Here is a 20,819-nt window from a genome sequence, read left to right on the forward strand (position 1 = left end):
TCCGGAGTCACTCGAGCAGCGACTCGCCGGTCATCTCGGGAGGCTGGTCGACGTCGATCAGCTCGAGCAGTGTCGGGGCGACGTCGGCGAGCGTGCCGCCTTCGCGGACCGTCCGTCTCCCCGCTGTGCCGTCAGGGGCGAGATAGACCAGGGGCACCTCGTTGTACGTGTGCGCCGTGTGGGGATCGTCTTCGGTGCCCATGTCGTCTGCGTTACCGTGATCGGCGGTGATCAGGACGTGTGCGGCATGGGACTCGAGAGCCGTCACCAGCCGCCCGAGCTGTTCGTCGACGGCCTCGACGGCTGCGATTGTAGCCTCGTAATCGCCTGTGTGTCCGACCATGTCGGGATTGGCGTAGTTGAGGACGAGCGTATCGGGGGTCTGGGCCTGTTCGCGAGTCGTTCCTCCCCGCTCATCGTTTCGAGGCTCCCCCTCCGGTCGCGCCTCGCCCTCGAGGACGTCGATCGCGGTATCGGTCACCTCGGCTGCGCTCATCTCGGGTTGCCGGTCGTAGGTCGGGACGTCGGGGCTCTCGACGATTTCGCGGATCTCGCCGTCGAACTCGACCTCGCGGCCGCCGTTTAAGAAGTAGGTGACGTGGGCGTACTTCTCCGATTCGGCGATCCGCAGTTGCGTTTTGCCGTGAGCCGCGAGCACCTCGCCGAGGACGTTCTCGGGTTGGGTCGGCGGGTACGCGATCGGGAGGTCGAACGTCTTGTCGTACTGGGTCAACATCACGACCTCGGCGTCCGGCGGCGTGGTCTCGAACTCGTCGGCCCACGCGTCGGGACGGATATCGGCGAGCATCCGCGTGAGCTGTCGTGCGCGGTCCGACCGGAAGTTGAACCAGACGACCGAATCGCCGTCGGCGAGTGCCGGCTGGTCCGAGACGATCGTCGGCTCGACGAACTCGTCGGTCACGTCGCGGTCGTAGGACGCTTCGACGGCCTCGAGTGCCGACGCGGTCTCGTGGTCGGCTTCGCGATTGACGATGGCGTCGTAGGCGCGTTTCGTCCGATCCCAGTTCTGGTCGCGGTCCATCGCGTAGTAGCGGCCCGTAACGGTCGCGACGTGGCCCGTGCCGTGCTCGGCAACCACGTCCTCGAGCGCCTCGAGGTACGCCTGGCCGCCGGTCGGCGAGGTGTCACGGCCGTCGGTGACGGCGTGAGTGACAGCGGAGACGTCGCGGTCGCCGGCGAGTTCGATCAGCGCGTGGAGGTGTTCGTGATCGGAGTGGACGCCGCCGTCGCTGACGAGGCCGACGAAGTGAATCCGGCCGTCGTTTTCGATTGCGTTGTCGAAAGCAGTGGTGATCGCGTCGTTCTCGCGGAACGAGCCGTCGTCGATCGAATCCGAGATCCGGGTGTACTCCTGGTAGACGACCCTGCCGGCCCCGATGTTCAGGTGACCGACCTCGCTGTTTCCCATCTGTCCCTCGGGAAGGCCGACACGGCGGCCCGCGACCTCGAGCGTGCCGTACGCGCCAGCGTCGGCGAGTCGATCGAACGCGGGTGTATCGGCGGCCGCGACGGCGTCTCTACCGCCGTTGCCGAGGCCCCAACCGTCGAGAATAATCAACGCACCGTCCATGGAGGATGGATACCCAGCCTCGCCTAACTAGCTGTCGTTGTCGGGTGATCGGCCGACAGCTCAGTGGTCAGCGGCTGCCGTCGCAGGGCCTCGAGCGTGAGGTGCCTGCCCAGAGAGTGAGAACGAGCGAAACGATCAGGGTCCGAGAACGACCAGCGTTCGATATGGACCTCGGCTGGTACGTCGCTGCGCTTGGCTATCCGGTGATTATCCTCGGCCTCATCTACCTCGTGTACCGTTCGAACGTCGGTCGCTCAAAATCGTGACTGGACTGGCTGGACACTTCACGAACGGGTCCGACGGTCACCGATCGTGGTCGAACGCCGTGCCGCAGTCGCCACAGACCGATCCGGTTCCGGGAACGGATCGCTGGGCAAAGACGGCCCCGCAGTCGGAACAGATCATGTAGAGTCGATGTTCCGGCGGGACGCCCGCCTCGAACTCCATTCGAACCCAGGCGTCGGGGTTTTTCTCGTCATAAAGTGTCACGGCGGTGCCGGTCTGTCGCCAGTTGATCGCCGCCTCGCCGTCGGCGGTCGTCCGTCTGGATGCCATCGAGGTATCCGGACGCACCTCGCCCGCAAACATAATCTTTCTGATGGTAACTTACACGGCCTCGAGTGAAGGCTCGGAACAGTCACGATCACTGGATTTTTGCCGGTGCGACGGGAGCGAACTGGCATGACCCTGGACCCGGTCCATTTCGACGGCATTGCGGGACTTGCAGGGCGGATCGACCATGGGGCCGACGAGCGCGACCGTCGGGCGTTCGCCGAGACGGTCTGGGAGGAGTTTCTGGACCCGCTCTGGGACCGACGACGCGACCGGGCGATCCTCGAGCCGGTGGACGAGCAGGTGCGCCGGCTGGTCGACTGCGAGGACGTTGCCCTTCAGGAGCCGGCGTTTCCGACCGTTCACGGCCTCGACGCGGGGACGATCAATCCGACGACGTTCAAAAACGGGCTCGTGATCGACGTCGCCCAGGCGGCGATGAGCGCAACGCCGAGCGACCTCGACCTTCATCGCTCGCGCACCGTCGTCATGACCGTCCACTCGAACGACGAAACGATGACCGTCGAGGAGTCCTGGGGGAAGTTCGATGGCGGGTTCAGCCGTCGGCGAGCCGTAAAGATCCCGCCGCTGCCGCGGTTCGCCGAGGGCGTCGTCCACGCACTGGCACTGTATCTCGCCGAGAGTAAACACGCCCTCGCACACGCCGACGGAGTGACGGATCTGCTCGTCCTCGACGGACCGCTCTATCCCCGTGGCCTGCTGCGCTGGGCCGACCAGCATCCCGACCTCGCTGACTTCTTGCTCGAGGACCCGCGGCCGACGACGGTGCTCGAGAACTACGTCCGACTCGTCGAGGACTTCGTCGACCGGGACGTTCCGCTGGTCGGCTTCGTGAAGAACCCGACGACGCGACTTATCACCCGGACGCTGAAGGGCAACCGGGACGTCGACGTGGCCGTTCCCTGGAGCGACGACGCGGCGCTCTTTACCCGATTGCTCGAGCGCGGCGAGTACGTCGACGACGTCGAGGGCGACCGCTGGGAACGCGATCGGTCGGCGCTATCGTATACGAACTGGTTCCGATCGCGCGGGGGCGTCGACGAGCCGCTTTCGGTCGACGGCGACGCACTCGGCGTCGACCGAAAGCTCCCACCCGAGAGCTATGAGGTGACGTTCTTCGTCATCTACGACCCCAGAGACGACCTGATCTATCGCGTGGAAGCCCCGTACGCGTTCACTCGTGACCCCGAGACGCGCGAACGACTCGCGTTACAGGTGTTACAGGACGTCGCCGTCTCTCACGGGCCGCCGACGATCGTCGAGAAAGCCGACGAACTCGCCCGGATCAGCAACCCGGAGAAGCGATCGCTCAGCAAGCGACTCGAGGAAGGATTCGAGACGACCCAGAAACGGACCTACGACGATCACCGCTGGGACGGCGACGAGTTCTGAGCCGCTCGTCGCTCATCGCCGCCGCGCCGTCGCTCGAACATATCGCTGACGCTTGTCCACCGACGGCGCGTTACCACTCGGCGGCAACGTCCTCGCGTTCGACCTCGAGGTCGACGGCCGCGGGATCGACGCCGATTCTGGCGAACTGGGTCCTGATGTGTTCTTTGGCCTGTTCGACCGCCTGGTCACGAGTGTCGAATCCGCGGGGCATCGGGGACTCGAACGCGAGATTAACCTCGCGGTCGTCGACGCGCTGTGTGGTCCCGCCGCTGTCGACCTCGTAGAATTCATCACAGACCCAGACGTACGCGGCGTCTTCGTCGGGCGCGCCACGAAAGGACGGGGCCCGTTCACCGCGTTCGTACAGCGTGCCAGTGAGTTCGGTCCCCCCCGCACGGCCGCGTACCATGAGCATAAACTGAGCTACGGCGCGGAGCCGCAAAAACCCGGCGGGGACTGCCAGGAGCCGCGAAACGGGTCGTTCAATTCACCCTCGGAGCTGCGCGACGGACGGCCGTGATCGTGACTTGCGAGCGACCAGTCCGCACTACCTGGCCGGCGATAGTGCCCGATGAGACGTGTCGCCAGATGACCCAAACTGTTTTGGGAACGTGCTTATCCGGGTCGCTCCGGTGGGTTTTGATGATGAGCCTGGACGCTCCCCTCGACACCACTGGCGAGTCAGCCCCACTAAGCGACGTTCCCAGAGAACGATACGAGGTGTTTCGCCACCCCCAACGGCTCTATCTCCTCGAGTTCCTCGACGACAACGGCCGACAGTCGCTCGCGGACCTGACGACCGAACTGCTCGAGAGAGCGGGAGCCGACCCGTCGAACGGCCAACGACGTCACGAGGTCCGGATCGACCTGGTACACGCCCACCTGCCGAAACTCGATGCCGCCGGCCTCGTCGACTGGGACCTCGAGACGGGTGCCGAACTGGTCGTCGAACCACCGGCAACCCCCGCGATCTTTTCGACGTTGCTCGAGGCCGACCACGATGTCGAAGAACTGGTCAGCGAGGTCGTCGATCCGGTCCGACTCCGACTGCTCGAACTCGTCGACGACGACCAGCCCCGCTCGCTCGAAGAACTCGCGTCCACGCTCGCTGCCTGCGAATCCGCCGCTCCCGCCGACCCCGAGCGCGCCAAGATCGTCCTCCACCACTCCCACCTGCCCGCCCTCGAGGGCGTCGACCTCCTCACCTACGATCGTGACTCCAGGCAGGTTGCGGTCGCCGACGATTCCGCCAGATAACCGGCCGTCCAATGGAACACTGACTCGCCAGGCCTTCGCTGACTCCCCACACTTTCGCTGATTCTCTACGGTGTCGACTCGAGCGAGACAGCGGTAGCCGTCGACTCGAACGACCCAGGCGCACGGCTCGAACCCGTCTCGAGGGAACACCGCTCCAAGCGAGTGACACTCCACAGGAGGGAAACGCGTTTTAGCGCCCGCTCTGATGCAGTGTATATGACCGATCTGGGCGATTTCAGCGAGTACGACGGTGGCGCTGACGCGTCTGCGTCCGGGGACGATACGACGGCCGGCGACGACGGGCAGTCGCTGGCCGCAGGTGATGTACGCGAATCGGCCGCCGGGGCTGGCGAGAGTGCGTTCGAGGAGACGGCTGTCGAGCCCCGCGGCGAGGACGTCGGCATCGGCGCGCTCTGTGTCTCCCAGGGACTGCGCGTCGCCGAGGACGAAGAGGACACGACGCTCAAGGCGTACGTCACCCGCGAAAACCGCTCGTCAGTTCGCATCGGCGGCTACCTCCTCGCACCGTACCCCGACAGGACGGCGACGGCCGCCAGCCAGACGCAGGCCAGTAGGTCTACGAGCGGCGAGACGCTGTTCTGTCGGATTACGGGACTGGAGTACGCCCAGCAGTACCACGCCGACGACGCGACCGAGATCCACGCCCGGCGGGCGATGCGCACCGACGGCATCGAGGAGGCCGACTACAAGTTCGTCGCCAGTCTCGAGCCGGTTGCCATCCTCTACGACGACGACGGTGAGCTGAAACGACGGATGACCGACCGGGTGCCAACGCCCCAGACGGTGATCAAACAGGCCGACGACACGGAGGAGATCAAAACCGGGCTGAAGATCCCCGACGAAGGCGTCTTTCTCGGACACCTCTCCGTCGGCGGCGAGAAAGTCAGGACGGCCGCCTCGCCGCCGACGATCGACTATCGACTGAAAGACGACTACGAGGCCGGCGATCCACTCGTCTTCCGACACACCCTCGTCGCCGGCGGAACGGGATCGGGGAAGACCCACGGCGCGAAGAACGTCCTGCGACAGTACCTCGCCGACGAGCGGACGTATCCGATGGAAGACGGCCGATCGGTCCAGCCCGCCGTCGTCCAGTTCGACCCCCAGGACGAGTACGCCCAGATGCACGACGACAACCCCGACCTGGACGACGCGTTCGCTCGCCGCTTAGAGCGCGAGGGCGTCGCCTACGGCGGCGTCGAAGAGACGACGGCGTTCGTCCCGAAAGTCGGCTCGGCGAGCTACGCGGCGAGTCACCACCGCGCCGAACAGGTCGAGTTCACGATTCCGTTTTCGATGGTTCACGACAACCCCTGGCTGGTCGCCGGCAGCGGGCTGAACGACAACCAGTACGGGGCGCTGGTGAGCGTCCTGTTACCGCGATTCCGGCGCGATTACGGTCCCAATGGAACCTACGACGAGTTCACGACGTTTCTCGACGATCCGGCACTGCGGGAGGAACTCGACGAGTCCGGCCGCGTCCACGAGGCGACGTTCGACGCCGTCCGTCGGCGCGTGTTCGGCTTCAGTCACGTCTTCGACCAGGACGCCCGTCCGATCACCGACCTGATCAGCGAGTTCGTCCGTCCTGGCGGCCTCTCGGTCGTCCCGACCTACCACATCACCGACTCGCGGGCAACCGAGGCAATCGTACTCGCGCTCTCGAGTCTGTTGATCGACGAGAAGCTCTCGAACGACCCGACCTACGACCGGATCAAGGAGACGCCGCTCATCCTGGGGATGGACGAGGCCCACAACTTCCTCACCGACGCCGACAGCGTCCAGGCGGGGAAGGTCATCAAAAAGTTCACCGAGGCCGCAAAGCAGGGCCGAAAGGAACGCCTCGGGCTCTTCCTGATCACACAGGATCCCCAGGACATCGACGATGCCGTGTTCAAGCAGATCAACACGACCATCGTCCTGAACTTAGGCGACGAAGACGCCATCAAGAGCGTCAACATCCCCTCGAACCTCGAGTCGAAAGTCCCCTACATGGAGAAAGGCCAGATGGTCGTCTACTCGCCCGATAACTCCGAACCCGTCGAGTTGATCGGCCTCCCGAACTGTCTGACGCGACACGGCAGAGACTGACGCAGGTCGACGCCAAGACGTCCGAGACCGACTCGAGGACGGAAAATCGATGTCTGGCGAGCGGTTCCGCGTCAGCCAGCGGCAGGCGTTACCCTTCGCCGACCATCGCGTCTTCGTCTTCCCACTCCTGTTCGCGGAGTTCGAACTTCTGGATCTTCCCGGTTGCCGTTTTTGGTAGTTCGTCGACGAACTCGATCCGGTGGATGACTTTGTAGCCGGCGAGTCGCGCTTTCGTGAACTCGGTGAGTTCGTCCGCGGAGATCGGCGGGTTCTCGGGGTCCTCGTTCGACGGCACGACGAACGCCTTCGGCGTCTCGCCCCACTTCTCGCTGGGCGAGGGAATAACGGCCACGTCGGCGACGGCCTCGTGGTCGAACAACGTGTCCTCGAGTTCGATGCTCGAGATGTTCTCGCCGCCGGAGATGATGATGTCCTTATCGCGGTCCTGGATCGAGATCATGCCGTGTTCGTTGACGACGGCGAGGTCGCCGGTGTGGAACCACCCCTCACGTCGATCGTTGAACGCCTCCTCGGTCGCCTCGGGTTTCTCCCAGTAGCCGTCCATGACCTGGTTGCCCTTGACGACGATTTCGCCGATGGTCTCGTCGTCCCACGGGACGACGTCGCCGTCCTCGTCGACGACGTCGACTTCGGTGGCAAGCGGCGCGATCCCCTGGCGTTTCTTGAGGGCGAACCGTTCCTCGCTGTCCTCGTCGATGAGTCGGCGGGTCGCGGAGGTACTGATCAGCGGGCCCGTCTCGGTCGCGCCGTAGAGCTGGCGGAAGTGCCAGCCGAACTCCTCTTCGACCATCTCGATGACGCTCTCGGGGGCGGCCGCGCCCGCGGCGGTGACGCGCATCGGATTCTCGCCTTCGGTGGCGACGTCGTTCGCGTCGGCGTAGTCACCGAGCATGCTGAGCACCGTCGGTGCACAACAGAGGAACGAGACGTCCTCCTCGGCGATGTCCTCGAAGATCTGTCCGGCGTCGACGCCGCGCGTACAGACGTGTTTCGCGCCGATACCGGTGACCGCGTAGATGTGCCCCCAGCCGTTGACGTGGAACATCGGCAGCGTCCAGAGGTAGACGTCGTCGTCCGTGATCTCGTGGTGGATCGTCACGAGCTGGGCGTGCAGCGACTCGGTTCGGTGAGTTCGACAGACGCCTTTCGGGTCACCCGTGGTTCCCGAGGTGTAGTTGATCGTGATGATGTCGTCCTCGCTCATCTCCGGCCGGTCGTACTCGGGGTCGGTCTCCTCGAGCAGCGCGTCGACGTCCTCCCACTCGCCCTCCACGGCATCCGGGTCGTTCGTGATGAACAGTTCCGTCGGCACGTCGTCGCGCACCGCTTCGATCTTCTCGGCGTACTCGTAGTCGGCGAAGATCGCCTTCACGCCCGCGTCGTTGAGCAGGTAGTCGTAGTCATCGGGCGTCAACCGGTAGTTCAGCGGCGCGTGGATCGCCCCCAGTTGCATGATCCCGTAAGCCGCCTCGAGGTGGTAGTGCGTGTTCGGGTCGAGCACGGCCACGCGGTCACCCTTCTCGATACCGCGCGCCTGAAGAACAGCAGAGAACCGGTCGGCGCGGTCGCCGAACTCGTCGTAGGTAAATCGCTCCCCGGTCGTCGCGACGATCGCTTCCTGATCGCCGTAGTACTTGCGTGCCCGATCGAGGAAATCAGTAACCAGCAGTGGGACTTCCATGTGTGTCGTTCTCGAACATTGTTTATAATATTCTTTCTGGATTTTTCCTAGATTCGACGGCCGTACTATACGTTCGATTGATACGTTTCGCAACCGAGAAGCCGTCGGCCCCCATTACCACTGGATCGAACGAACCGACGACCACCGCTGTATCAGCCCTCGAGGCCAGCAGGCTCAAGGAGCGTTCGCTCGAAGAACTCACGGACAACGCTCGCGATTTCGGGTCGCGTGCCCAGGAAAAAGTGGTCGGCGGGGAGCGACGTGACGTCGTCGCTGCGGTCCCGAGCGCGCTCGACGAGCGGCTCCCACTCGACCGTCGTGTCACGCTCGCCGTAGCACACCTGTACGGGAACGGAGAGCCGCCCGTAGGCCTCGAGTGCGTCCAGTTCGTCCCCCAGACGCACCGTGGGTGCGAGAACGGAGACGGCGTCGATCGCCCCGTTCTCGAGGCCGGCAGCGGCGAGCAACGCCTGGCTTGCACCGAAGCTGTAGCCGAAGACGCCGACCGGGGGGTCTCCGTCCCATCGGTCGGCCTCGCGTGCCCAGCGAACGGCGTTGCGGACGTCCTCGCGTTCACCGTGGCCCTCGTCCCACGGGCCGTAGTCGAATCGGAGACAGGCGATTCCCGCATCCTGGAGGGCCGTCGACACTGCGACGAGTCGCTGGTCGGTTCGCGATCCCCCGTGTTGTGGGTGAGGTGGACAGGCGACGACGACGGCATCGGGATCGTCGGGCACCTCGAGCGTCCCGCGGACGTCGCGGCCGCCGGGAATCAGGACGTCGGTCATGGCTGCCCGTTACGTCGCGTCGGTAATCAAGGCCCGCGTTCGGCAGGCAGCGTCGGAAAGCGTCGAGCGCCGATGGCCGTTCCCATCCGAACTGGACGCCGTCGTCATGGTCTGTCGCTGATGTGATGTTTTTAAGGGTCGCGAGCGATACGTACGAGTATGGGCATCCTCTCTCGGACCTCCTACGTCATTCGGTCGAAGATCAACTCGCTGCTCAACCGAGCCGAGGACCCGACGCAGACGCTCGATTACTCGTACGAGCAGATGCGCGACCAACTCCAGGAGGTCAAACGCGGCATCGCCGACCTCACGACACAGAAAAAACGCCTCGAGATGCAAAAACGCCGGCTCGAGGACAACGTCGAGAAACACAACGATCAGGCCCGGACGGCGGTCAAACAGGACCGCGAGGACCTGGCGCGACGCGCTTTAGAAAAGAAGAAGACGAAAATGAACCAGATCGAGGATCTCGAGCGGCAGATCTCCGATCTGCAGGGTCAACAAGACCAGCTGATCGAGCAGAAAAACGAACTCCAGACGCGCATCGAGGAGTTCCGGACGAAAAAGGAGACGATGAAAGCCCGCTACGAGGCCGCAGAGGCGAGTTCGACGGTCTCAGAGGCGATGACAGCGACTGGCGAGGAGTTCGAGGACGTCGGCCGGGCCATCGAACGCGCCGAGGAGAAAACCGAAGACATGGAAGCGCGCGCGGCCGCTCTCGACGAACTCCACGAGTCCGGGGCGTTCGACGACGTCCTCTCCGACAAAGACAACATCGACCGCGAACTCGAGCAGCTGTCGGCCGGCAGCGGCGTCGAGGCCGAACTCGAGACGCTCAAATCCGACGTCGGAACGGCTGACACCGAGGCCGAATCCGAGCCGGAGGTCGAAGGCGACGTCGACGAGGCCGACCTCGAAGCGCTCGAGGCGGACGTCGACGAGGGCGAGATCGACGCGGAACTCGCCGAACTCAAAGACGAAGAGAGTTCGTAACCGAGACCGGTCCGGAGGCTGGCCCCGAGGCTGAGCCGAGAGAGTGGTGAGCCACTGCCGAAAGACCGACGCCGTCGAAAGTCACCGAGAGGAACGGAACCGTCCGCCCACGTTCTTTTGTCCGTCACTGGAGCGCCGAACCGAGAGCGAGTGGGACGACTCGAGTGGCGGTCCCAGCGAACCTGTGTGCACCGGAACACCAATTACCGTGGTCGTGGGCAACTGAATGTATGGCAATCGAAACGACAGTCAACTCACTGTCGCTCGCCGAGCAGGTGGTCTTACTCGGTGTCACGGTAGTGGATCGGGAAGACGAAACGCCGGTGCAAACCCACGAACTCCGTCGGACGTGTATGAACTGCGTCGAAGATGCCGACACGGAAGTCGTCGGCTCGCTCACCGAAGCGGACGTGATGCGTACGCTCTACCGCCTCGAGGCCGAGGACATCGTCGAGGAGATCGAAACCAGCCGAACGTCGCCGACTGGGAAGGGACGGCCCGCCTACGCGCTCGCCGAACAACCCGAGACGATCCTCGAGGCGGTCGACGACGCGCTCGTCGAGTCCGTCCTCGAGTAACGCCACCTAGATCGTCGGTGACGGCACGAGAGACCGGCAACTGAGCGATAGCCGACGTCAGTCGCGGGCGTCACACGTGATCGAGAACGACGCTAGAGCGGTGTTTCGAGGACCTAAGACGGCGTCCCGAGTGCCGCCACGTCGTAGCCGCCGATCTCGTCCGGAGATTCGAGCAGGACGACCTCGAACGCCCACGTCGAGCCGGACTCGAGGTCGCCGGTGAAATCGAGATACCGGCCGAGCTGGTCACCGTCGGGGTCGTAGATGCGGGTGCGGACTTCGGCGGACTGGATTCGATCGTCGCCGTCGTTTGCGATGGTGCCCTGTACTGTCGCGCCGCGAAAGTCGTCCTCGAAGACGAACTCGTGGTCCTCGAGCGAGAGCGAGTTGAGCGGCGTCATGCCGTCGTCGATCTCCTGGTCGGCAAGCGCTTCGGCGGCGGCCATCTCGTCGGCCGATCGGGGTTCGCCGTCGACGTCGACAGTCCCCTCCTCGTAGCTCGGCGCATTCTGTCCGAGAACACCGTTGCAGCCGGCGAGCGCGACCGAAGCGCCGACACCGACTCCCGCGAGTACGCGACGTCGATTCCACCGGTCGTCGCGACCCGCGGTCGCGTCGGCGCTTCTTCGGGTACGGCTCATGGACGACGCGAGGGGACGGGCGCATTTCAGTCCGGACCTTGCACTGCGTGGCCGATCAGCCGAAGACGCCGAGAGACGAGTCACGAGTCGGGCCGCCGAGCCGACTGCAGACGGTGCCGGTCGTCGAGGGCAGGATATGCAACGCAGGGGCTTATCCTCGGGACCGTCGAAGCCGTTGTTATGGGGTCCTCCGAGAGCGACGAGACGCTCGAGTCGTTCGGTGCGGACATCGGGAAACGGACACGTTCGTGGACCCGGTTTCGCGAGTGGCTCCTCGTCGAGGCGGATCGGCTGTTCGTCGCTGCGCTCATCTCTCTGGGCGTGTTCGTCGGACTGCTCGGTTTGAACGAACTCGGGATCGTCTCGTTCGTCAACGACGACTCGATCACCCGGCTGGCAGGCGGCATGGTCGCCGGGACGTTCTCGCTCGTCACGCTGGTCGTCTCGATCAACCAGCTTATTCTCTCACGGGAGTTCGCCGCCGCTGGCGAGTCCGAATCCCAGCTCGAGGCCGTGGCCTCGTTTCGCCAAGACGCCGCCGACCTCGCCGAGGTTCCGGCGAGTCCAGCGTCGCCGACGCGACTCCTCGAGTTGCTCGTCCAAGGGATCTACGATCGGGCCGAGACCCTCGAGGCCGCAGTCGACGGTCACGACGACGAGTTCGCGACGCCCGTGACCCGGTACGCAAACAGCGTCCAGAAGCGTTCGAGACGGATCGACGAGACGCTCGAGCACACGAAGTTCGGGACGTTTCGCGCCGTTTCGGCAGCGGTCGGCTACAACGACGCCTGGCAGCTATACGCCGCCAGACACATCCAGGGCCGGTACGGTGAGCGGCTCTCTCGTGAGGGCGAGGAGTCACTCGAGGAGTTGATCGACGCCCTCGAACTCTTCGGCATCGCCCGCGAGCACTTCAAGACGACGTACCTCCAGCGCGAACTCACGCGCTTTTCCCAGCTAACGATCTACTGTGGCGTGCCGGCGATCCTCGCGGCGATGCTCATCGGGTTCATCTATGCGGACCTCGCCGGACCAGCGATCAGCATCGACACGCTGCCGTGGGTCGTCAGTGCCCTCGTCGCAGTCGTTGTCTCACCGCTGGCGCTGCTGACGTCGTTCATCCTCCGGACCGCAACGGTAACCCGGCGGACGGCCTCAGTCGGCCCGATGCTCCCCCAGAAATCCCCCGACGAAGGGCCGTTCGACGTCACCTACGGCGACGAAGGGAGCGCTGGAACGCCGTCGGACTGACCCGCGAATGTTCGCCCATCGAAGCGCCCCGCCTCACCCCTCGATTCCCGGGCGTGGTATTTTACCCGCCGCCGTAGTCGAACCTCCCAGTCGATGAGCGATTCGGACTCGAGCGACGATTCGAACGAGCGACTCGGTGGCGTGCGCCTGTGGCTCTTGCTCGTGGTGAACCGCTGGGCACTGACGGGTGTACTTCTGGGGCTCGTCTTCGTGATCCTCGTGGCCGCAAGCGGGCTCGGGCTGACGCCGTTGCGGGAGATCGTCGAGAACCAGGACGGCCTCGAGTTCCTCTTTTCGGCGTTTATCGGGGCGATCATCACGGGGACCTCGATCGTCGTCACGATCAACCAGCTCGTCCTCTCACAGGAACTCGGCGCGGTCGGCCAGCAACGCTCGCGAATGCAACAGTCGATGGAGTTCCGACGGGACGTCGAAAGCACGATCGACGAGGACACGAGTCCGCCCGAACCCGCTGCCTTCCTCTACGAACTCGTCGACGGCGTCCAGGCGCGAGCGAACGAACTCGAGTCGGAGCTGGACGACGAACGCGACGAGGAACTCCGTGAGAAGATTGCCGACTACGTCGAGGATACGACCGCGAACGCACGGTCCGTCAAAGACAGGCTCGAAGACGCCCAGTTCGGGACGTTCGACGTCATCTGGGCCGCACTGAATTTCAACTACTCGCGGAAGATCTACGACGCCCGCAAGATCCGGGCCGACCACGGTGATTCGCTCTCCGAGGAAGCGGCCGAGAAGATCGACCACATGATCGAGACGCTGCAGCTGTTCGGCCCGGCGCGAGAACACTTCAAAACGTTGTACTTCCAGTGGGAACTGATCAACCTCTCGCGGGCGCTGCTGTACATCTCGGTGCCCGCACTCACCGTGATGGCGCTGTTGATCATGTACATCGACGGCGCGGCAGTGCCCGGAACGACACTCGGCGTCGACAACCTCGTCTGGCTCACGAGCGCGGGTTTCGTCGTCGGCATCTCGCCGTTCGTCGTCTTCATCGTCTACATCCTGCGAATCGCGACGATCGCGAAGCGAACGCTCGCGATGGGGCCGTTCATCCTCCGCGAGTCGGAACGCGACGAGGACCTCGGCTGAACGGCCTCGAGTCGCCCGGATCGCTAGACGATTCCCTTACAGCGGCGCCCCGACGAGCACGAGTTTCGCCCGCTCGTCACCACGGTTGTGGATCTGGCGGGGTTCGTCGGGATCGAGCCGAAGCACGTCGTCTTCGGCCAGCGTAACGGTTTCCTCGCGGTCGGTGAGGTCGACCTCGATTTCTCCCGAAACGACGTAATAAAGTTCCTCCTGGCCGGTTGCCGTCTCGTCGTGTTCTTTCCCCTTCCCGTCGGGCTCGAGTTCGAGGATCGTGAATCCGAGTTCGTTGGTCTCGAGTTCGTCTTTCAAAAACCACATGCCGCCCCACTCTTCGGGGACGACGGAGTCGGGGTCGGTCTTGTGTGCGGTGTCGTAGCCCATACACGAGTCGTCGACCGCCGGCTCAAAATCGATGTGGGAACCGGCAGGCGAGCGAGCGATCCGGTCTCGGGACCGACCACCTCCCCTGTTCACCAGTCGAACGGCGAGAAGTCGTCGGGTCGCTGGTCGGGAACGAGGTCGTCGGGGAGGACGTCCCACCCGAGGTCGTCTTCGCCGGGTTCCGCGTCGGTCTCGAGGTCAGGGTCGTCTGCGGGCGCTACGTCTCGGTATTCGGCTGGCGGTCCGTCGTGGGCGTAGACTCCCTCGGGATGGTCGACGGTCCAGACGTGCATCATACACGGCGTTCGACAGGGAAGGCGCAGATCGCCGTCGGCGAAATCTTGCTCGTATGCCTGCCGGTAGAACCACCAGGAAAACCGGCCGGGGAGCCCGGTGTGGGCGTGCCAGGGCGCACAGTGGTCGGGGTCCCCATCGGGGTGGTGAGCGTGGTCGTCGTGGTCCGAGCCGTGGTCGTCCGCCTCGTGGTGGTCGTGATCGTCGTGGTGGTCGTCCGCCTCTTCGTGTCGGTGATCGTCGTGGGGCGCGTGATGCTCGCCACCCGCCTCGAGGTCCAGCGGCTCTGCCTCGTATACCGGTCCCGGGAAGCCGTCGTCGCCGGCCTCGAACACCGTCGGCGCTTCGACGGCCTCACCCTCGAGCGTGGCGATGAACATCACACCGATCGAGCGCCACGACTCGTTGTCCACGAGCACCGACTCCGGCCGTTCGGGGTCGAGCATCACGTCGTCGCCGATGTACTCGGGACTGAGCCAGTGTGACCAGCCGTCGTCGTCATGGTCGAGCGTGTCGAAGTAGGGTTTGAACCCCGCGTCCGCCAGCGCGCCGGCGTCAGGGTAGCGCTCCTCGAGCGTCTCTTCGACGGCCGCTCGCAGTTCGACCGTCGCTGGGTGGTCGTCCGCACAGGCACCCATGCTCGCCCCCTCGCACGGTCCCATGCTCGGTTCGATCGTCGCCTCTGGACACCGCCCGTCCAGAAACGAGGCGCGCTCGAGGTCGTCGGGCTGTGCAGCTGCCGATCCCGTGGCGACCGCCGAAATCGTGATCGTCGTTCCGGCCGCCTGAAGTACCCGCCGTCTGGAGAGTGATGACGTGTCGTCTTCCCCTGGCATTTCGGACCAATCCACACCGAGGAGGCCTTTAACGACTGTTGGCGATCACTCCGACAGTCCGCGCTCGTGATCGTTCGAGTCGCGTTCGGTTTTAGTGCAGAGATAGAGTCGAGCCGTGTCCGGTTCACAGGACGAATCCAGAGTCGAGGAGAACACCACGAAAGCCCCTGACCCGCTCGAGTCGGGCGGTTCGCTGCGCGCGCTCGCTCCGCTCGCGTGCTTACGTCACCGTCCGTCATCGAGCGCGCCAGCCCCTTTCAGTCCCACCCGGCGGTGAGTAGTCCCACCAGCCGACACCAGTGGGAATGAAAGGGGTTTATACGGTGGTAACGGCGTCTCGGCCTGGGTTCCCACAGGAGAGATCGGCAGTAAGTGAAGGGCTTATGTGCGACGCGACGTCAGACCGAGGTAATGTTTCCGGGGGCGACGACGTACGGCGTGGACCTCGAGATTGCGGACGAATCCGTCGAGGACCTCCTCTCGGTCCGTCCCGAGGACGTCTCGCCCCCGAACCGGCTCACGTTCGCCCGGAACGTGTTCGTGCCGCTGACGACGGCTTGCCGGTACACCTGCACCTACTGCACCTACTTCGATCCGCCGGGACAGGCCTCGCTGTTGAGCCTCGAGGAAGTCCGCGAGATCTGCCGGCGCGGAGCCGAAGCGGGCTGTACGGAGGCGCTGTTCACGTTCGGCGACGATCCCGACGACCGCTACACCGACATCCACGCCCAACTCGACGAGTGGGGCCACGACTCGATCCACACCTACCTGCGCGACGCCTGTGCGGTCGCCATAGAGGAGGGACTGCTCCCGCACTCGAATCCGGGCGATCAGACGCTCGAGGAGATGGCCGAAGTCGCAGACCTCAACGCCAGCATGGGAACGATGCTCGAGACGACAGCCGAGGTGGACGCCCATGCGGGCCCGCGACGGAAAGAGCCCGGCCAGCGCCTGCGCACGATCCAGAACGCGGGCGAACTCGACGTCGCTTTTACCACGGGCATTCTCGTCGGCATCGGCGAACGCTGGCGCGACCGCGCCGAAAGTCTGCTGGCGATCGCCGAGTTGCACGACCGGTACGACCACGTCCAGGAAGTGATCGTCCAGCCGGTCCGCGAGAACGACCGCTGGGCAGGCGGCTCGCCCGACCTCGAGACGATGCGTCGGGTGACGGCGATGGCTCGCGCCGCATTGCCCGAAGACGTGTCGGTACAGGTGCCACCCAATCTCGTCTCCGCCCGCGACCTGATCGATTGCGGGGTCGACGATCTGGGCGGCGTCTCGCCCGTCACCGACGACCACGTCAACCCCGACTACGCCTGGCCCGCACTGCGCGAACTCGAGGCGATCGCCGACGCGGTCGACCTGCCACTCGGCGAGCGACTCCCGGTCTACGAACGATTCCTTCCTGCCGATCTTCGAACCGACGGATTCGACGGCGTACCGGCCGCCGGAACGACGTCCACAGCCGACGGCGACACCGAACGCGAGTGGCTCTCGCGGACGATCCGCGAGGCGCTCACCGCCGACGACGAGGCCGGCCAGCGGTACCGACAGGTGCTCGAGTCGAACACGCGATAACGGCGGTCTCGACGAAGGGGCAACGGCCTCGAGGGGTTCCGCAGGCCCTACCACTCGTAACGCGCTCATTTACTATCGAGTTAGTCAGCTGACAGTGGGCCGTGAACAGCGAGCCGCTCCGAATTGCCCTCCAGGGGAGTACCCACCCCATCGCGGACGCGCTGGGATCGTCGCTTCGATGGCGAGGTGCTGTGTCGTGACGGCGAACCGCGTGCTAGCGGTCGCGGTAGTTCTCGTCATCGCGAGCATCGCTGGCGTCGTCCCCGGCGGCACAGCGACGCCAGCGTCACAGTCGGTTGCGGACACCGACAGGTACGTCCTCGAGCAGGGCGACGTCTGCCAGGAGATCGAGCCGCTCGAGAGCGACGGAACCGTCCACTCGTTTTATGACTACCGCAACCACGAGACCCATCCCGACACCGACGACAACCTCTACAGCTCGTACGGTACACAGCACCTGCAAGAAGACGACACGAGCATTCTGATGCTTCACGAAGGGGCCGACGGGACGAGTCTCGTCGTCGTCCACGACCGACTCGAGGGTACCAGCGCGGGCGGCGTCGTCACGTTCGATGTCGTCGGCACACCGCCGGAGGCAGACTGGGTCGTCAGAGACGACGAGTACGATGCGCCGACGAACATGGCCGAGTGGCGCGCTGGCGACGGCTGGCTCGGTGCTGACTGGATCTGGGCGGACGGCCGCACCGACGGCGGGGCGATCAACGGCGGCCTCGACGACGAGTTCGCGCTAACGATCTACCCGGCGTTCAACGAGGACTCGCCGTTCTACGGCGACGAGACCCTCCACGATCCCGACTGGCACGGTGACGGCCGGATCGACGACTGGCAGGTCCTCTCCGGCGACCTCACCGACCCCGACCGAACGTCGCTCTCACTCTCGGAGCCGGTGACGATCCGAACCGGGACCTGCGAGACACCATCTACGACCTACAATCGAGCCGACGACGGCATCGTCGCCACCGTCGACGTCACCGACGCGGTACAGTCGTCGACGACCTCGAGCGAGCCCGTCCGATTCGACTCGGTCACGGTGGCTGACGTCGACCCCGCCGACGGCCCGTTCGTCCTCGAGCGGGACACCGACCGTCCACCGACGCCGGACCACCGTGAGGTGCTCTCGGAACTCGCGTTCGCAGGTGATCGAACCGATGGCGCGGCAACCGTCACGTTCAGCCTCGACGCCGACTGGCTCGAGGACGAGGGGGTCGACGCCGAAGAGGTCGGCCTCCACGAAGCCGACGGTGACGAGTGGAGCGACGCCGACACCGAAATCCGTTCGGCGTCGGACGGTCGGTACCAGTTCGAGGCGACGGTGACGTCGCTCGAGGGACTGATCGTAACTATACCACAGGACGACGGCTCGAGCGGAAACGACCGGACGGACGGCGAAAGCGGAGGCGACGGGGAAGACCGGTCGAACGAAACCGACGCTGACCGAGACGGCGAGTCAGGTACCGATTCGGAGAGCGAGACAGGGACCTTCGAGGCGTCACTCCCGCTGTTCGCACTCGGAGTCGTCGTCGTGCTCGCCCTCGGTGTGGTCCTGTTGGTACATGTCGGCTGGCGGCACTGAAAAACGGTTCCGGAGCCTATCCGGGCGTGCCGTTCGTTACTCGCTCGAGTTCGCAGAATCAGGCGTGTCGTCTTCCGGGATTTCCTCGGGGTCGTCGGGAAGGTCCGCAGTGTCTTCCGGCAGCGCCGGGGGCTCCCCGGCGGCTCCGGAGGAACTATCGCTGTCGGCAGGTGCGTCTAGGCCACCTGGTGTCCCGGTCCCGCTTACGAGGAACTCGAGGACGTTTCCGATGAAGACCTCGTTGTCCGCGACGTTGTACCGCTCGCTGGTCATGAACCCAGCGTCGCCGACCGCGACGGCGTTGTCGCCCTCGACGGCAACGGAGTGGGAACCGGCTTCACGGCTCTCTGAGTGTTCGGTCGTCTCGCTCGTCGCAAGCAGCGTCTGACCGGAGGTGCTCACCTGCGTCGGGCCGTCGAAGACGACGCGGTCGACACCGTCGGTGAGCTGGCCACCCGCCTCGGGAGTTACCTCGAGCGTGCGGTAGTTGTGTTCGGACTCCATGTCGTAGAGGTAGCCGGTGTCGTAGGCGATACCGAACTGGGAGCTCACCGAGGCGAACTCGCCGTCGCCGCCGGTATCCGCGGCTGGCAGACCGAGCAGTCCACCCAGCATATCGCCACCGGTGTCGGGTCCAGCGGCGAACAGGAGTCGACCGTCACTGGCCGCGAAGTCGGAGACGACCTCGGTTTCACCCGTGGTGTATCGGGCTTGTGGTTCGACGACGACGAACGCGTCGACGTTCTCGAGGGCGTCAGCGAGGTGTTCTGCACGTTCTTCGGGAGGCATGTTCTGATCGTACTCGACGTACTCGACCGAGTGGCCCTCGGCAGTCAGCGCCGAGACGACCGGCTGGAGGTCTGCTTTCGAGACGTCGTTGGCGTGTGCGGCGTCGATCGCGACGGTCTGTGGGCCGGCTGGCGAGTCGAAGTCGATCTCGCCGCCACGCTCGAGTTCGGACGTCTCGATGCCGTCCGGCTGAAGGTGGGCGTGGTCGACGGTCGGTCGTTCGGTCGTGCCCTGGTCAGTGATGACGCCAGCGCCAGCGACGCCGACGACGACGACGCCGACGACCGCGACGAACAGGAGGAGTCTCGACTGGATCTCGTCGGCGTTCATGATCGGTCACCTCCGTCATCGGCTTCATCGGTGGGATCTGGCTCGACGGAGTCGTCGGTGGCCGTATCCGCAATCGTTTCACCTTCGACCGATCCCCAGACGGCGAGGAAGGCGGTCGTCTCGACGTCGCCGTAATCACCGAACGTCTGCGGATGGGCGTGTGGCTCGGCGGTCGGTTCGCCCTCGCCACCGTCCTCGAAGAGGATGGGCATATCCATCGGCTGGTCGTCGCCCAGCTCGACGACGTCATAATCGCTGAGTCCGGCCTTTTCGGCGGCTGCACCGACTGCAACGTCAGAATCACCGATTTCGTCGGCGAGGCCGTTCTCGACGGCTTGCGTGCCGGTGTAGACGTTTGCGTACGCGAGTTCGTCCTCGGAGAGCGTCAACTCGTCACCGCGGTGTTCGACCACCGAGCCGAGAAACGCCTGTTTCATCTCCTCGACTTGAGCCGTAACGTGGGCTTCGGTCTGTCCCGATTTGTCCGGCCCGGTCGTGATCTCGGAGTCGACCGGCGGCTGGTCGACGTGCGTCGCTCGCACACCGATGCTTCCGACCGTCGACGCAGGGTTGACGTAGATTTCATCGCTCGGTGCGCTCATATAGTAGCCGCCTGAGGCACCCATCGACTGGACGCTCGTAACGACGGGCATCTCCTCGGCGGTACGATCAACCGCGAGGTAGAGACTCTCACTTGCCGTAACACCGCCGCCGGGGCTGTCGACTTTCAGGACGACCGCATCGATCGACTCGTTCTCTCGAGCCTCGCGTAGGTCGTCGGTGACCGCTTGGGCGGTCGGTTCGGTGATCGAACTGTCCATCTCGATGACGGCAACCGTGCCGTCGGGTCCGCTCGCTGCCCCCCACGCCATCGGAGCCAGTGCGGCTCCGACGAGGAGGGCAACCACGGCGATCGTCACGTACGACCGTGCGACCGCCCCGAGTAGATCTCGGACGAGGGCTAATGTATCGCTCATATTCAGTTCCACAATATAGTCAGAATTGTTGATATAAATATTATTC

At 64.7% G+C, this 20,819-nt stretch carries 20 protein-coding genes; 10 read left to right on the forward strand and 10 right to left on the reverse strand.

What is annotated here, in order from left to right:
• Window positions 1-7: 7 nt before the first annotated feature.
• Window positions 8-1,591 (reverse strand): 2,3-bisphosphoglycerate-independent phosphoglycerate mutase, encoded by a 1,584-nt coding sequence (gpmI, locus tag AArc1_RS16535; protein WP_117365407.1) that lies wholly within the window; start codon window positions 1,589-1,591, stop codon window positions 8-10.
• A 303-nt stretch (window positions 1,592-1,894) separates the two neighbouring features.
• Window positions 1,895-2,146 (reverse strand): hypothetical protein, encoded by a 252-nt coding sequence (locus tag AArc1_RS16545; protein WP_117365941.1) that lies wholly within the window; start codon window positions 2,144-2,146, stop codon window positions 1,895-1,897.
• 126 nt (window positions 2,147-2,272) lie between these two features.
• On the opposite strand from AArc1_RS16545, the gene AArc1_RS16550 reads away from it, so the two are divergent.
• On the forward strand, window positions 2,273-3,556 hold the full coding sequence (locus AArc1_RS16550; protein ID WP_117365942.1) for a DNA double-strand break repair nuclease NurA: 1,284 nt from the start codon (window positions 2,273-2,275) through the stop codon (window positions 3,554-3,556).
• A 70-nt stretch (window positions 3,557-3,626) separates the two neighbouring features.
• Here the strand turns inward: AArc1_RS16550 and AArc1_RS16555 are convergent, their stop codons facing one another.
• Window positions 3,627-3,971, reverse strand: a complete 345-nt coding sequence (locus AArc1_RS16555) for a DUF7113 family protein (RefSeq protein ID WP_117365409.1) — start codon at window positions 3,969-3,971, stop codon at window positions 3,627-3,629.
• A 227-nt stretch (window positions 3,972-4,198) separates the two neighbouring features.
• On the opposite strand from AArc1_RS16555, the gene AArc1_RS16560 reads away from it, so the two are divergent.
• Both AArc1_RS16560 and AArc1_RS16565 read left to right on the forward strand, forming a co-directional pair.
• Window positions 4,199-4,813 (forward strand): DUF7344 domain-containing protein, encoded by a 615-nt coding sequence (locus tag AArc1_RS16560; protein ID WP_323368558.1) that lies wholly within the window; start codon window positions 4,199-4,201, stop codon window positions 4,811-4,813.
• 216 nt (window positions 4,814-5,029) lie between these two features.
• Entirely contained in the window at window positions 5,030-6,925 is a 1,896-nt protein-coding gene (locus tag AArc1_RS16565) for an ATP-binding protein (protein WP_117365410.1), read from the forward strand.
• Window positions 6,926-7,013: 88 nt separating this feature from the next.
• On the opposite strand, the gene AArc1_RS16570 is transcribed toward AArc1_RS16565, so the two are convergent.
• Both AArc1_RS16570 and AArc1_RS16575 read right to left on the reverse strand, forming a co-directional pair.
• Complete coding sequence (locus tag AArc1_RS16570; protein ID WP_117365411.1) at window positions 7,014-8,627, reverse strand: long-chain-fatty-acid--CoA ligase; 1,614 nt, start codon at window positions 8,625-8,627, stop codon at window positions 7,014-7,016.
• 152 nt (window positions 8,628-8,779) lie between these two features.
• Window positions 8,780-9,415: an alpha/beta hydrolase gene (locus AArc1_RS16575; protein WP_117365412.1), complete on the reverse strand. Its 636-nt coding sequence runs from the start codon at window positions 9,413-9,415 to the stop codon at window positions 8,780-8,782.
• On the opposite strand from AArc1_RS16575, the gene AArc1_RS19565 reads away from it, so the two are divergent.
• The 3 genes from AArc1_RS19565 (at window position 9,414) to AArc1_RS16585 (ending at window position 10,986) form a co-directional block, all read left to right on the forward strand.
• Window positions 9,414-9,536: a hypothetical protein gene (locus AArc1_RS19565; protein ID WP_267130076.1), complete on the forward strand. Its 123-nt coding sequence runs from the start codon at window positions 9,414-9,416 to the stop codon at window positions 9,534-9,536. The genes AArc1_RS16575 and AArc1_RS19565 overlap by 2 nt on opposite strands.
• Window positions 9,537-9,574: 38 nt before the next feature.
• The gene (locus AArc1_RS16580; protein WP_117365413.1) at window positions 9,575-10,408 is read left to right on the forward strand and encodes a PspA/IM30 family protein; all 834 of its coding nucleotides are present in this window, start codon (window positions 9,575-9,577) and stop codon (window positions 10,406-10,408) included.
• Between the two features lie 230 nt (window positions 10,409-10,638).
• Window positions 10,639-10,986, forward strand: a complete 348-nt coding sequence (locus AArc1_RS16585; RefSeq protein WP_117365414.1) for a hypothetical protein — start codon at window positions 10,639-10,641, stop codon at window positions 10,984-10,986.
• 113 nt (window positions 10,987-11,099) lie between these two features.
• Here AArc1_RS16585 and AArc1_RS16590 read toward each other — a convergent pair whose 3' ends face one another.
• The gene (locus tag AArc1_RS16590) at window positions 11,100-11,627 is read right to left on the reverse strand and encodes an FxLYD domain-containing protein (protein ID WP_117365415.1); all 528 of its coding nucleotides are present in this window, start codon (window positions 11,625-11,627) and stop codon (window positions 11,100-11,102) included.
• A 180-nt stretch (window positions 11,628-11,807) separates the two neighbouring features.
• Here AArc1_RS16590 and AArc1_RS16595 point away from each other — a divergent pair, with 180 nt between their 5' ends.
• Together AArc1_RS16595 and AArc1_RS16600 are read left to right on the forward strand one after the other, a co-directional pair.
• A complete protein-coding gene (locus tag AArc1_RS16595) occupies window positions 11,808-12,878 on the forward strand; it encodes a hypothetical protein (RefSeq protein ID WP_117365416.1) in 1,071 nt (356 codons plus the stop codon).
• A gap of 93 nt (window positions 12,879-12,971) precedes the next feature.
• Window positions 12,972-13,991 carry a hypothetical protein gene (locus tag AArc1_RS16600; RefSeq protein WP_117365417.1) on the forward strand — a complete coding sequence of 340 codons (1,020 nt, stop codon included), beginning with the start codon at window positions 12,972-12,974 and terminating at the stop codon, window positions 13,989-13,991.
• Window positions 13,992-14,027: 36 nt separating this feature from the next.
• Here the strand turns inward: AArc1_RS16600 and AArc1_RS16605 are convergent, their stop codons facing one another.
• Window positions 14,028-14,372 carry a cupin domain-containing protein gene (locus AArc1_RS16605; RefSeq protein ID WP_117365418.1) on the reverse strand — a complete coding sequence of 115 codons (345 nt, stop codon included), beginning with the start codon at window positions 14,370-14,372 and terminating at the stop codon, window positions 14,028-14,030.
• An 89-nt stretch (window positions 14,373-14,461) separates the two neighbouring features.
• Window positions 14,462-15,502: a hypothetical protein gene (locus tag AArc1_RS16610; protein WP_117365419.1), complete on the reverse strand. Its 1,041-nt coding sequence runs from the start codon at window positions 15,500-15,502 to the stop codon at window positions 14,462-14,464.
• A 411-nt stretch (window positions 15,503-15,913) separates the two neighbouring features.
• On the opposite strand from AArc1_RS16610, the gene cofG reads away from it, so the two are divergent.
• Together cofG and AArc1_RS16620 are read left to right on the forward strand one after the other, a co-directional pair.
• Window positions 15,914-17,083 (forward strand): 7,8-didemethyl-8-hydroxy-5-deazariboflavin synthase subunit CofG, encoded by a 1,170-nt coding sequence (gene cofG / locus AArc1_RS16615; protein WP_117365420.1) that lies wholly within the window; start codon window positions 15,914-15,916, stop codon window positions 17,081-17,083.
• Window positions 17,084-17,279: 196 nt separating this feature from the next.
• The gene (locus AArc1_RS16620; protein ID WP_117365421.1) at window positions 17,280-18,677 is read left to right on the forward strand and encodes a PGF-pre-PGF domain-containing protein; all 1,398 of its coding nucleotides are present in this window, start codon (window positions 17,280-17,282) and stop codon (window positions 18,675-18,677) included.
• Between the two features lie 36 nt (window positions 18,678-18,713).
• Here AArc1_RS16620 and AArc1_RS16625 read toward each other — a convergent pair whose 3' ends face one another.
• Window positions 18,714-19,796 carry a hypothetical protein gene (locus AArc1_RS16625; protein ID WP_186336616.1) on the reverse strand — a complete coding sequence of 361 codons (1,083 nt, stop codon included), beginning with the start codon at window positions 19,794-19,796 and terminating at the stop codon, window positions 18,714-18,716.
• Window positions 19,793-20,773 carry a S49 family peptidase gene (locus AArc1_RS16630; protein ID WP_117365422.1) on the reverse strand — a complete coding sequence of 327 codons (981 nt, stop codon included), beginning with the start codon at window positions 20,771-20,773 and terminating at the stop codon, window positions 19,793-19,795. The genes AArc1_RS16625 and AArc1_RS16630 overlap by 4 nt, the downstream gene beginning before the upstream one ends.
• Window positions 20,774-20,819 lie beyond the last annotated feature (46 nt).

The sequence above is a fragment of the Natrarchaeobaculum sulfurireducens genome, assembly GCF_003430825.1.
In the GTDB taxonomy this organism is placed as follows: domain Archaea; phylum Halobacteriota; class Halobacteria; order Halobacteriales; family Natrialbaceae; genus Natrarchaeobaculum; species Natrarchaeobaculum sulfurireducens.